The organism is Pseudomonas sp. TSO6, from assembly GCF_056098905.1.
Genome location: NZ_JBLZWV010000028.1, coordinates 71,657 through 84,823, shown reverse-complemented (window position 1 = coordinate 84,823; position 13,167 = coordinate 71,657). Strand labels below are relative to the sequence as shown.

9 protein-coding genes and 1 pseudogene are annotated in these 13,167 nt (G+C 65.5%); all 10 read right to left on the bottom strand.

Annotation, left to right across the window (positions count from 1 at the left end; genetic code table 11):
* Window positions 1-90 precede the first annotated feature (90 nt).
* A complete protein-coding gene (locus ACN6NG_RS11650) occupies window positions 91-924 on the bottom strand; it encodes a helix-turn-helix transcriptional regulator (RefSeq protein ID WP_169725141.1) in 834 nt (277 codons plus the stop codon).
* A 53-nt stretch (window positions 925-977) separates the two neighbouring features.
* Window positions 978-2,390 carry an aminotransferase gene (locus ACN6NG_RS11645; protein WP_474314042.1) on the bottom strand — a complete coding sequence of 471 codons (1,413 nt, stop codon included), beginning with the start codon at window positions 2,388-2,390 and terminating at the stop codon, window positions 978-980.
* Between the two features lie 33 nt (window positions 2,391-2,423).
* Window positions 2,424-3,527, bottom strand: coding sequence for a polyamine ABC transporter substrate-binding protein (locus tag ACN6NG_RS11640; RefSeq protein WP_049274208.1), 1,104 nt, complete (start codon window positions 3,525-3,527; stop codon window positions 2,424-2,426).
* Between the two features lie 137 nt (window positions 3,528-3,664).
* Window positions 3,665-4,342, bottom strand: a pseudogene (locus ACN6NG_RS11635) (NAD(P)H-dependent oxidoreductase); the annotation flags it as partial.
* 43 nt (window positions 4,343-4,385) lie between these two features.
* Window positions 4,386-5,798: an aldehyde dehydrogenase family protein gene (locus ACN6NG_RS11630; RefSeq protein WP_474314041.1), complete on the bottom strand. Its 1,413-nt coding sequence runs from the start codon at window positions 5,796-5,798 to the stop codon at window positions 4,386-4,388.
* On the bottom strand, window positions 5,791-6,981 hold the full coding sequence (locus ACN6NG_RS11625; protein ID WP_474314039.1) for a pyridoxal phosphate-dependent aminotransferase: 1,191 nt from the start codon (window positions 6,979-6,981) through the stop codon (window positions 5,791-5,793). Before ACN6NG_RS11625 ends, ACN6NG_RS11630 begins: the two co-directional genes overlap by 8 nt.
* Before the next feature lie 24 nt (window positions 6,982-7,005).
* Window positions 7,006-8,235, bottom strand: coding sequence for an alanine racemase (gene alr, locus ACN6NG_RS11620; protein ID WP_474314037.1), 1,230 nt, complete (start codon window positions 8,233-8,235; stop codon window positions 7,006-7,008).
* 34 nt (window positions 8,236-8,269) lie between these two features.
* A complete protein-coding gene (locus ACN6NG_RS11615; RefSeq protein WP_474314036.1) occupies window positions 8,270-9,877 on the bottom strand; it encodes a 5-guanidino-2-oxopentanoate decarboxylase in 1,608 nt (535 codons plus the stop codon).
* Window positions 9,870-11,987 carry an acetate--CoA ligase family protein gene (locus ACN6NG_RS11610; protein ID WP_474314035.1) on the bottom strand — a complete coding sequence of 706 codons (2,118 nt, stop codon included), beginning with the start codon at window positions 11,985-11,987 and terminating at the stop codon, window positions 9,870-9,872. Before ACN6NG_RS11610 ends, ACN6NG_RS11615 begins: the two co-directional genes overlap by 8 nt.
* Window positions 11,988-12,003: 16 nt before the next feature.
* A complete protein-coding gene (locus ACN6NG_RS11605) occupies window positions 12,004-13,164 on the bottom strand; it encodes an acyl-CoA dehydrogenase family protein (protein ID WP_028613171.1) in 1,161 nt (386 codons plus the stop codon).
* Window positions 13,165-13,167: the final 3 nt, after the last annotated feature.

Sequence of the window (13,167 nt, the reverse complement as noted above, 5' to 3'; positions counted from 1 at the left end):
AGACAGGGATTGCGGGGCCGCTGCGCGCCCCATCGCGACACAAGGCCGCTCCTACAAGGACCTCCTTAAGCCAGGCACATCCGCGCAACGTCACGGCACCGATTGATCGCCGCGCAACCAGTCGATAAACCGTGCAAACAACTCGGACTGCGAGTTGATCTCCAGCTTCAGGTACAGGTTCTTGCGGTGCATGCGCACCGTCTCCGGTGAGATGCCCAGCTCCAGCGCGGTCGACTTCACCGAGTGCCCGCGCAGGATCATGTGGGCCACCTCCCGCTCACGGTCGGTCAGCACCTGGCAACCAAAGCTGTCGAACGCTGCCTGCAGGCTGCCGTGTTCGGCCGATGCTGCGCCGGGCTCCAGGTTATGCCGGGCATAACGCCCCAACAGTTCCCGCACCATGGGCTCCAGCGCCCGCAGCAGGTCGACCTGCCCGGCACTCAGAGGCGTGCCGCTGCAACCCTGGAACAGGCTCAGCGACAACTTGCGGCCAGCGCTGAGGTCGACGATGTAGTAGCTGTCTTCGCTGCAACCGGTGCCCAGGTAATAGGCCTTGTAGTAGTCGCTGTCGAAGAAGTTGTCGGGGGCGATTTCCTGCAGGTGGTAAAAGCCTTCGGCCAAGCCGCTTTGCACGGCCAGGCAGAATGGGTCGAGCAGGTAGCCGGCACTGAAATAACGCTCAAGCACCGCGGCACGGTGCAGCTCGGGGATGCCTTGCTGGTACAGCAGCTGCGGCGCCCGCCCCTGGCACTCAAGGCTGATCATCATCGATTCAACCTGCACCAGCTGGCCGATGGCAGCGGCCACATACTCCAGCGCCTCGGGCGCATCGCTATTGGCCAGCGCACGCTGCAGCGCCGCATGCCATTGCTGCAGCGCGCCCATTGTCAGGGTAAGCGGGGTGTCGGGAGTGGCCTGGGTCATGCCCGGCAGTCTAGCCTGCCAGGCACGCCCCCGCACAGCCCTTTGCGCCAGGTTCATCGGCCTTGGTACAGGCCAAGCGCAGTCAGTTCGCGCGCTGTTTCGAGGATGCACTGGCGCAAGGTCTCGGCGATCTCGTCCACCTGCGCATGGGTGACGATCAGCGGTGGCGACATCACGTTCAGGTGCATGATCGGGCGCACCAGCAACCCGCGGGCCTGGGCCTTGCTGTGGATGCGCTCACCGATGTTCACCTCATCCGGGAACAGCGCCTTGCTGGCCTTGTCGGCCACGAACTCAACGCAGGCCATCAGCTTCATGCAACGCACATCACCCACCAGCGGCAACTCGCGCAGGCTTTGCAGGCGCTGCTCCAGGTAGCCACCCACGTCCTTGACGTGATCGAGCAGTTGCTCGCGCTCGATGATCTCGATGTTCTTCAGCGCCGCTGTACAGCACACCGGGTGACCACTGTAGGTAAAGCCATGGGTGAAGCAGCGGCCCTTGCCCGGCTCGGCAATCACTTCCCAGATACGCTCGGAGAAGATACACGCGCCCAGCGGCAGATAGGCCGAGGTCAGGCCCTTGGCGGTGGTGATGATGTCGGGGGTAACGCCAAACAGTTCTTCGCTGGCGAAGAAGGTGCCCAGGCGCCCGAATGAGGTCACCACTTCGTCGGCGACGAACAGGATGTCGTAGGTCTGGCACAGCTGCCACATCCGCTGGAAGTAGCCCTCGGGCGGAATGATCACCCCGCCCGAGCCCATGATCGGCTCGGCGAAGAACGCCGCCACGTTGTCGGCACCCAGCGACAGGATCTTGTCCTCGAACTCGGCCACCAGGTAGTCGAGGAATTCGGCCTCGTCCATGTCGTGCGGGGCACGGTACGGGTTGGGGTTGGAGACGTGGTGGATCAGGTCGTGGTGATAGTCGAACTCCGGCACCCGGTCGGCGGCCTTGTTGCCGATCGACATGGTCAGGGTGGTGGAGCCGTGGTAGGCGTTGTAGCGGGCAATGATGTGCTTCTTGTGTGGCTTGCCGCGGCAGTTCTGGTAGTACTGGATCAGCCGGTAGGCGGTGTCGACAGCGGTCGAGCCGCCGGTGGTGAGGAACACATGGTTCAGGTCGCCCGGCGCCAGCTGCGCAAGCTTCTGGCACAGTTCGATGGCCACGTCGTTGGCCATGTCGGAGAACGGGTTGGAATACGCCAGCTGGCGCACCTGGTCTGCGATGGCCAGGGCCATTTCCTCGCGGCCCAGGCCGATGTTGGTGCACCACATGCCGCCGACGGCATCGAGGAAGCGGTTGCCGTGGGTGTCACGAATGTAGGCGCCCTCGCCGGCCACGATGTTCAGCGCGCCTTGCTCGCGGTGCTCGTCGAACACATGGTAGCCGTGCATGTAGTGGGCCTTGTCGGCCTCCACCAGCGGGTCGTGGGCGATAGCGAATGCTTTGCTTGGGGTGGCCATGGGCAGCTCCTTGGCGAGAATTTTGGGCAGTGTTCAGAAACCGGTCTTGACGGTGCTCCAGACCCGGGTGATGGCGCGCATGTCCTTGGGGCTCTGGGTTTTCTGCGCGAACAGGCGCTCACGGGTTTGTGCGTCGGGGTAGATGGCCGGGTCCTGGCGGATATCGTCACGCACCAGCGCGGTGGCGGCGGCGTTGCTGTTGGCGTAGTGGATGTAGTCAGTGACCTTGGCCATGGTCTGCGGCTGCAGCAGAAACTCGATGAAGCGGTGGGCGTTGGCCGCGTGCGGCGCATCCTTGGGGATGTACAGGTTGTCGAACCAGATCAGCGAACCTTCCTGGGGGATGAAGAACGACAGCTTGATGTCCTTCTTCGCTTCCACCGCACGGGCCTGGGCGGTGGCGTAGTCACCGGACCAGGTCAGCGCCAGGCAGACATCGCCGTTGGGCAGGCTGGTGAGGTAGTTGACCGAGTCGAACTTGCGAATGTAGGGGCGGATGCCCAGCAGCAGTTGTTCGGCTGCCTTGAGGTCGGCGGCCGACGCGCTGCGCGGGTCCTTGCCCAGGTACTGCAGGGCCAGCGGGATGACCTCGGTGGGCGCGTCCATCAGGGTGACGCCGCAGTCGGCGAAGCGCGAGACTATCTTGGGGTCGAACAGCATGGCCAGCGAACCGATCGGCGCGTCGGGCATGCGCGCGGTGATCTTGTCGACGTTGTAGGTGACCCCCGAGCTGCCCCAGGTATAGGGCGCCGAGTACTTCAGGCCAGGGTCGTAGCCCTGCAGGTTGTTGACCACCTGCTGATCGAGGTTTTGCCAGCTGGGCAGTTGCTGCTTGTCCAGTGCCTGGAACACGCCGGCGCTGATCAGCGGGGGGACAAGCGAGGCGTTGAGCATGACCAGGTCGTAGCCGGAACGGCCGGTGAGCAGTTTGGTCTGCACGGTTTCGTAGCCATCAAAGGTGTCGTAGATGACCTTGATACCGGTGGCCTTCTCGAAGTCGGCCAGGGTGGTTTCACCGATGTAGTCGGTCCAGTTGTACAACCGTAACGTGTTCCCGCTGTCCACCTCTGCCGCCTGGGCCAGGCTGGCACCAGACGCCAGCAGCAGACCACCAATCACCTTCAGTACCTTGCGCATGGCAACTCCATCGTGTGAGTGCTCCGAGATCGAGCCGATGGGTTCACTATCGAGGGATTTGCCGAGGGGCAACATACCCCGAATGTGTGGGTGGTCGTTTTTGAGCAGGTAAGTCTTGTAACAAGGCAACTGGCCTCATCGAACTGGGTCAGGCGGGGGAACACCAATGGCTGGTCGTCCGCAAGCTGCTCCAGGCGCTGCCGGTATTGCTGCAAAAAATCTTGCCGCGCCTCGGCGCTGATATAAGGCACGTGCCAGGCCACAAACGGCGGCAGCACCTCGAAACCGACATAGGCCAGCGTACCCCGCAGTATCGGCCGCAGCATGTCTTCCAGCGGGCCATGAATCGCCCCTTCGCCAAACATGTGCTCACGCCCGCCCAAGGTCACGGTCACCAGCGCCTTCTTGCCCGCCAACCCGCCCTGGTCGTAGAAACGCTTGCCGCCATAGCACACCCCCGACACCAGCACCCGGTCGATCCAGCCCTTGAGGATGGCCGGGGCCGAGAACCAGAAGATCGGGAAGTTCAACACCAGCAAGTCGGCCCACAACAGCTTGTCCAGCTCCTGCTGGATGTCCGCGGCAATGGCACCACGCTTGACCCCCTGGCGCTGCTCCAGGGCATACACCAGGTACTCGGGGTTCTCACGCTGGGTAAAATCATCGGCGCTGGCCACCGGGTTCCAGCCCATGGCGTACAGGTCGCTGACCTGCACCTGGTGGCCCTGGGCGCGGAAGGTTTCCACGGCCTGGTCCCGCAGGGCTGCGGTGAACGATTGCGGCTCGGGGTGAGCGTGGACGATCAGTACATTCACAAACATTCTCCTTACACAAAACAGATTGTCTTGCAGCGGTGGCTCAGCACTGTACGGCTTTCACCTCGACGAACTCCGCCAGGCCCTCTTCGCCCCACTCGCGGCCGTTGCCCGACTGCTTGTAGCCACCGAACGGCGCCTGGTAGTTGAACCCGCCACCGTTGATGAAGCACTGCCCCGCCCGTATCTGCCGCGCCAGCGCCAGGCCATGCTCGCGGCTGCCCGCCCACACTGCGCTGGACAGGCCGAACGGCGAGTCATTGGCCAGCGCCAGCGCCTGGGCCTCGTCGGCGTATGGAATGAGGCACAGCACCGGGCCGAAGATTTCTTCCTGGGCAATGCGCATGCGGTTGTCGACGTCGGCGAACAACGTGGGCGCCACGTAGAACCCGCGCTCGAAGCCGCCGTGATCACCACCGCACACCAAGCGCGCGCCCTCCTCCTGGCCCTGGCGAATGTAGTCGAGCACCGTGCGCCGCTGGCCTGCCGAACACATCGGCCCGAGGAAACTGGCCGGGTCACGCGGGTCGCCCATGACCAGCGCGCGGGTTTCGGCCTCGGCGATTTCCAGCGCCTCGGCGTAGCGGCTGGCCGGCAACAGCATGCGGGTCAGTGCCGTGCAGGTCTGCCCCGAGTTGATCATCACGTCCTGCACGCCGTGGCGCACCGCAGCGTGCAGGTCGGCATCGGCGGTAATCAGCAACGGTGATTTGCCACCCAGTTCCAGGCACACCCGCTTCACTGTCGGCGCGGCCGCTTGTGCCACCCGCACCCCGGCACCGGTTGAGCCGGTGAACGACACCATGTCCACCTGCGGGTGCCGGGCCAGGGCCTCACCCACCTTTGCCCCCGGGCCGCTGAACAGGTTGAACACCCCTGCCGGCAGGCCGATGGCGTCAATCATTTCGGCCAGCACAAATGCGTGCAGCGGCGTTTCCTGGCTGGGTTTGACCACCACCGTGCACCCGGCAGCAAGGGCCGGCGCCAACTTGCCGATCATCTGGTGCAGCGGGTAGTTCCACGGGTTGATGAATGCGCACACGCCAACGGCCTCGCGGTACACCAGCGAATTGCCGACTTCGCGCACCTCATCCATCAGCCCGGCCAGTTCGGCATACTGTTCCAGCCCGGCAATCGGGCCTTCGACCTGCACCGCCTGGCACCACTGCACCGGCATGCCCAGCTCGTCGGTAATAACCTCGGCCATTTGCGCCGCACGGTTTTTCAGCTGTGCGACCAATGCCCGGATGTACCCGGCGCGCACGCTGGACGGCGTGCGCGACCAGCCATCAAAGGCCCGCCGCGCCGCCATCACCGCCCGCTCGACATCGGCCTCGGCGCCCAAGGGTACCCGGCCAATGACCTGTTCGGTGGCCGGGTCGATCACCTCAGCCATGCCCTGGCCGCTCGGCACCTGCCAGGCGCCATCGATGTACAGCCGCGCATACTCACGCATGGCCGTACTCCCGTTTCAGCTCGTCGGCACAGCGGGCGATGCGCTGGCAGGCATCGACCAGCGCCGCATCGCCCAGCACCAGGCCCAGGCGGATATGCCCGGCAGCGCTGGGGCCGAACGCTTCGCCGGCGAGCACCGACACGCCCTGGCGGTCCAGCAGGTGGTCGGCAAAGGCCTGGGCACTTACGCCGGTCTCACGGATATCAACCATCACGAACATGCCACCATCGGGCTTCAGCGCCCTCAGGCCCGGGCAGCCGGCCAGCTGTTCGCACACCAGGTCACGGCGCTGGCGGTAGGCCTCGCGCATGGCGGCCAGCTCGGGCAACGGCTGCTCCAGCGCCACCACGGCGGCGTCCTGGATGAAGTCGGGCGAGCCATACAGCATGCACAGGGCAAGGTTTTCCAGGTGGGCGGCCAGCTCGGCCGAGCCCACCACCCAGCCCACCCGCCAGCCGGTCATGGCATGGGACTTCGACAGGCTGTTGAGGGTGGCGGTGCGTTCGGCCATGCCCGGCAGGCTGGCCGGGCTGACATGCTCGTCCTCGTACAACAGCTCGCTGTACACCTCGTCGGAGATCAGCCACAGGTCGTGGGCGATGCACAGTTCGGCCAGTGCTTCCCAGGTAGCACGGGGCAGGCTTGCCCCCGACGGGTTGTGCGGGCTGTTCAAGGCCAGCGCGCGGGTACGCGGGGTGATGCGCTCGGCCACGTCTTGCGGGCATACCCGAAAGCCGTTTTCCGGCTTGACCGGCACCGGCATCACCTTGGCACCACAGGCACCGAACACCGCCTCATAGGTCACATACATCGGTTCGGCGACAAGCACCTCGTCGCCCGGGTCCAGTACGCACTGGGCCACGCAGTACAGCGCGCACTGGGCCCCCGCCAGCACCGTCACATGGTCGGCGTCGACGGCCTGGCCGCTACGCTGCTGGTGGCGCCTGGCGATGGCCTGGCGCAGGGCCAGCTTGCCGCGTACATCGGCGTAATGGGTGTGACCCGCCTGCAGGCTGTCGATGGCCGCCTCGACAATCGGCGCTGGGGTGTCGAAGTCCGGGTCCCCCACCGACAGCAGCAGGATGTCCTTGCCCTCGGCCTGCAGCGCCAGGGCGCGGTAGTGGATGTCCCAGGCCGCAGCCCCGTCGCCGGCGATGCGTTGGGTAAGCTTGGCGTAGCGCATGGCAATCTCCCTTCTTTGGCGGTTTCAGTCGACGAGGATCTTCGGGTTGGAACTGCCCCACACGGTGTACAGGTCGGCCAGCAGCGCGCCGTTGATTTCTTCCATCTCGGCCTGGGTGATTTCGCCCCCGGCTTGCTTGCCGAACAGCACCACTTCGTTGCCACCCTTCACGTCCGGGAAATCGGTGACATCGACCATCAGCGTGTTCATCGACACCTTGCCTACCACCGGTATGCGGTGGCCGTTGATCAGCACATGGCCCTTGTTGGTGAACACCCGGCGATAGCCATCGGAATAGCCGACGGTGATGTTGGCCAGGCGCGAATCACGGGCCAGGGTGAAGGTGCGGTCGTAGCCGACGGTGTTGCCGGCCGGGTAACTGTGCACCGCCGCCACGTGCGACTTGAACTGCATGGCGCGTTGGTACTCGGTGCGCGCCGGTACGGTGTCACCGAACAGCGCGCCACCGGTGCGCACCATGTCCAGGCGCGCCTCCGGCACCTCCAGCGTAGCGAACGAGTTGGCGGCGTGCAGGGTGAGCTTGCTGCGGTCGAGCTTCGCGTGCTTGATCAACCAGTCGGTCTGCTCGTTGAAGGCCGCCAGGCCCTTGCGCACATCGTCCTTGTCTTCCACGGCGAAGTGGGTCATCAGCGCGACCAGCTTGAGGTGCTTCTGGTCGGTGATCTGCAGCGCTTCGCCACGGCCGGACCAGGTCGCCATCTCCACCCCGTTGCGGCTCATGCCGCTGGAGTTGAGCGCCATGTGAATACGCAAGGTCTTGCCGTGGCGCGCGGCGATGGCATCGACCTGGCGGGCAAATTCGGCGCTGCCCACCAGCTCTTCCATGTCGTACTGCAAGGCATCTTCCAGCTCGCTGAGGCTGGCCAGGCGTACCCGCACCAGTTGCCCGGTGAAGCCACTGGCGCGGACCACGCGGGCCTCCTCGTTGCTGGTCACCGCCACGCAGGGCACGCCCTGGGCGATGATCGATGGCATTACCAGGCCGATACCGTGGCCATAGGCATCGGCCTTGAGCACGGCGCATAACTTGGACTTGCCGGCCAGCTCGGCCTGCAAGGTGCGGATGTTGTGTTGCAGGGCGCTGGCGCTGACTTCGACCCAGGCGTTGCTGTTTTGCACGGTCAGGGCGTTGGTGCCGTTGTCCATCGACAGCGGTGGTGCGGCATACAGGGGGGCGTGGCCGGTAATCAGCAGGGCCAGGGATGCGGCCAGAAGTGTACGGCGAAATGGCATGTGGGTTTCTCTTGTTCTTTTGGTTGTGCGCGGCTTAACAGACGCAGGTGTGTTTGAGTTCGATGAAGGTCACGCCGGGTGTGGCGAAACCGTTGGCCAGGTCGGCCTGCAGCGCGTCCAGGTCACGCGGCTGGCGCACCGCGCAACCAAAGGCACGGGCCACGCCGATGAAGTCCGGGTTACGCGGCAGCACGCCGACGGGCTCGATGTTCAGGCCGAGCATGTCATCGCGGATCTGGCCGAGGGCGTCGTTGTTCCACAGCAGCACCACCAACGGCCGGTCCAGTTCCTCTACAGCCGTGGCCAGCTCCTGGGCGGTATAAAGAAAACCGCCGTCGCCTACCAGCACCAGGCCTGGGCGATGGTCGGTGGCAAGCATGCCGCCGATACCGGCCGGCAGGCCGTAGCCGAGTGTGCCGTAGCCGGTAGGATGCAGCCAGCTGCGCGGCGCCCGGCTGGCGAAGGCGTAGTTGCCGGTGTAGGCCAGTTGAGTCATGTCGCTGCTGATGAACGCATCGTCGGGCAGCACAGCGGCAATGCGGTCCAGAATCGCCTGATGCGTGGCCTGCAACGGTGCATGCCCGCTGCGGATGGCCTGGCGCAGGTTGCTCACGGCTTCGCTGGCCTGCGCCGGGTCTCGGTCGAGTGCTGGCAGGTGCTCGAGCAAGCCGGCCAGGGTTTGCCGGGCATCACCCTGCAAGGCCATGGCACAGGGGTAGAAGTCGTTGAACTTGCGCGGGTCGATGTCCACGCGCAGCAGCTCGCCAGTGATCGGCAGGCGCTCGCGCCAGAAGTCGGTGTCGGCCATTTCGGTGCCCACGGCCAGCACCACATCGGCCTGGCTGATCAACTGCCAGCCAGGCTCGACGCACAGGCTGGAACCCGCATTCAATGGCGCTTGCGGCGCCAGCAGGCCCTTGCCTGCCACACTGGTGAACACCGGTGCCGCCAGCCGGCTGCTCAACTGCGCCAGTTGCTCGGCCGCGTGCAGCGCACCACCACCGGCGATGATCATTGGCCGCTTGGCCGCTGCCAGCTTCAGGGCAGCCTGGTCGAGGGTTTCGCGGCACGGCTGGCCACGCTCGGGGCGGCGCACCACCTCATCGCTCCAGTCACGGCTGACGGGTGCGGCCAGCACGTCCAGCGGCACCGAAATGTGCACCGGGCGCGGCCGTTCGCTGTCGAACACAGCCCAGGCGCGGGCGATCAGCTCGGGCAGGTCATCGCCGCGCAACGCCACGGCCGAGAAGGCGGTGATCGGCGCAGTCATGGCGCGCTGGTCCTGGGTTTCGTGCAGGCAACCCCAGCCCTTGCCCAAGCTGGCGGTATGGTTGACGCTGGAAATCACCAGCATCGGGATGGAATCGGCATAGGCCTGGCCGATGGCGGTGGCGGCGTTGGTCACCCCCGGGCCGGTGATGACAAAGCACACCCCCGGCTTGCCGCTCACCCGCGCATAGCCGTCAGCCATGAAGCCTGCGCCCTGCTCGTGGCGGGTCAGCACATGGCGGATACCACTCCCCGGCAGGCCGCGGTACAGCTCCAGGGTGTGCACCCCGGGGATGCCGAACACGGTCTGCACACCGTAGTTGGCCAACAGGCGCACCAGCGCCTGGCCGGCAGTCAGGGTAAGGTCATTCATGTCGTTCTCCTTGCGCCTGGCCGAGGCGGATCAGCGCGTCGACCGCGGTGGTGCCGTGGGCACCGACCATCAATGGGTTCACATCCAGCTCCAGCAGCTGCCCGGCGTTTTCGCAGGCGTAGTCGGCCACCGCACGGATAGCTGCGACCAAGGCGTCCAGGTCGGCGGCCGGGCGACCACGGAAGCCTTGCAGCAGGCTGGCACTGCGCAGGCTCAGCAATGCGGCGCGGATAGCACTGTCGGTGGTGGGCAGTAACAGGCTGACACTGTCCTTGAGCAGTTCGACCAGCACCCCACCGGCACCGATCACCAAGGCCAGGGCAAAGTCGTGTTCACGTTTGATGCCCACTATCAGCTCGGCCAGCGGCGGCTCGGCCATGGGTTCGAGCAGTATCTGGTCGAACGCGACGTGCGGGGCGTAGGCAGCGATGCGCTGGCGCATCTGCACCAGTGCGGCTTCCAGGGCGGCGGCATCACGCAGGTTCAGCGCCACTGCACCGGCTTCGGTCTTGTGCGGCAGCTGTGTGCTGACCGCCTTCAGTACCAGCGGGTAACCCACGTGGGCGGCGTCTGCCACAGCGCCCTCGGGCGTACTCAGCACGCCCGCTGGCACCGGCAAACCGAAGGCGCGCAGGGCGTGCTTGGCTTGCCATTCGTCCAGCAACTGGCTTTCGCCCGTGAGGGCTTGCGGGCACAGCGGCACCCGTGCGGCCTCGCCTTGCGCCAGCAACCGCCGGCGGTTGCGCTGGTAGGCGACAATACGGCCCCAGGCCGCCAGGCCGTCTTCCACGCCCTGCAGTGCAGCGATGCCCCGGGCATGCAGGCGCTCACGCGCACTGGCGGGCAGCAGCTCCGGGAAGGCGGAGGTGACAAAACCGATCTTGCCGTGACGCTCCAGCGCGTCGCAGTAAAGCGCCAGCAGCAGGTCGCACTCCTTGCGCTCGCCAGTGAATGCCGCCGGGTAATCCAGCACCAGCATGGCGGCATCAGCTGCCCCGCTCAGGGTGCTGTCGAGCATGCGTTGCAGGGCCGCTTCATCGCCCCAGATGGCAGTGGTGAAATCCAGCGGGTTGACCAGGTTGGCATAGGCAGGCAGCACTTCGGCCAGTGCCGTCACCTGCCCCTGTTCAAGCTTTGGCAGGTGTAGATGGTTGCGTTCGGCATAATCAGCGATCAGGCCAGCATCGCCGCCCGAGCAGGCCAGCGCGATCAGTTCGCCATCTGCCGGCAAGCGCCCGCAAGCGGCGGCCTTGAGCGTTTCGACAAAGCTCACCGGGCCGCTGACGCGGATAACGCCCAGGCGCTGGAACAGGCTGTCGTACAAGGCATCGGAGCCAGACAACGAGCTGGTGTGGCTGAGCGCCAGTTCAGCGCCGATCTGCGACACACCAGTCTTCAGGGCAATGATCGGCGTGCCCTGCTGCAATGCCTTGTAGGCGGCGCGTGCAAAACCCGGCACGTTCTTCAAGCCTTCCAGGTGCAGGCCGATGGCCGTTACCCTTGGGTCGTCGAGCAGCACGTCCATCAGCTCGGCCACACCCAGTTGCGCCTGGTTGCCGACCGAGGCCATGTAGGCCACCGGCAGCGAGCGGTCGCTCATGGACAGGTTGTAGGCAAAGTTGCCGCTCTGGGTGAGGATCGCCACGCCCTTCTCCACCTGCTTGCCGCCATGGGCCACCGGCCACAGGGCTGCACCGTGCAGGTAGTCGAGCAGGCCATAGCAGTTGGGGCCGAGCAGGGCCATGTTGCCGGCCGCAGCCAGCAGGCGCTGCTGCAACTGGCGGCCCTCCTCGCCGCTTTCGGCAAAGCCGGAGGCATAGCAGATGGCACCCCCGGCGCCACGCGCGGCCAGCTCGGTAACGCACTGCAAGGTCAGCTCACGGTTGGTGGCAATGAACACCGCGTCCGGGGCATACGGCAAGTCGGCCACGCACGCCACACACGGGATGCCCTCCAGGCTTTCATGCTGCGGGTTGACCAGCCACAGCTCGCCGCCAAAGCCACCTTCGGCGCAGCGCTTGAGCGCCCGTGCCATGCTGCGCCCGCCAACGAAGGCCAGGTGCCGGGGCGCCAGCAGGCGCTTGAGGTTGTCACGAATCGATTGCGACATGGGGTTCTCCTGGCGTTCAGCGCAGCAGCGGGCGCAGCAGTTCGCGGGCGATGATGTGCCGCTGGATCTCCGAGGTGCCCTCCCAGATCCTTTCGATACGCGCGTTGCGCCAGATGCGCTCGACCGGCCCTTCGTCCATCAGGCCCATGCCACCGAAAATCTGTACGGCTTCGTCGGCCACCTTGCCCAGCACTTCGCTGGCAAACAGCTTGGCCATGCCGGCTTCACCGTCGGTCATGCTGCCCTGGTCCATCTTCCAGGCAGTGTGCAGGGTGAGCATTTCGGCGGCGCGAATCTGCGTGGCCATGTCGGCCAGCTTGAACGACACGCCCTGGTAGCTGCCGATGGCCTGGCCGAACTGCTTGCGGTCGGCGGCCCACTGCAGCGACAGGTCGAGGGCACGCTGGGCCTGGCCCACGCAGTTGGCGGCGACCATCACCCGGCCGGCGGTAAGCCAGGCGTTGGCCACTTCCCAGCCCTTGCCGACTTCACCCAGCACCTTGCTGGCCGGCACCCGGCAGTCGTCGAAGAACAGCTCGTAGGTGTGGTAGCCACGGTTGCTCACGCACTTGGGCCCGCGACGGATAGTCATACCCGGTGTGCCGCGGTCGACCAGCAGCGCCGTGACCGCGTTGCGCTTGCGCCCGTTGTGCTCGTAGGTGTCGGTGACCGCGAAGACAATGGCGAAATCGGCGTGGCCGGCGTGGCTGATGAAGTGCTTGCTACCGTTGATGACAAAGTCATCGCCCTGGCGCACGGCGCGGGTCTTGATGGCGTTGGCATCGGAACCGGCACCCGGTTCGGTGAGGGCGAAGCAGTCGGTTTTCTCGCCCTGCACGCAAGGCAGCAGGTAGTCGTTGATCTGCTCGTCCTTGCAGGCCATGAGTATTTTCGACGGGCGTGCGACAAACACATGCAGCGCCCAGGACACCTTGGACAGCTCACGTTCGATCAGCGCCTGGGACAGGTAGTCCAGGCCACCGCCGCCGACTTCCTCGGGCATGTTGAAGGCATAGAACCCGGCGGCGATGGCCTTGCCACGGATGTGCGCGGCCAGCTCTGGCGACACGGCATCGGCGCGGTCCACCGCTTCCTCATGGGGCAGCAGCTCTTTGGCAACAAAGCTGCGTACCGCTTCCACCAACATTTCTTGTTCTTGGGTCAGTTGGAAATTCATCTG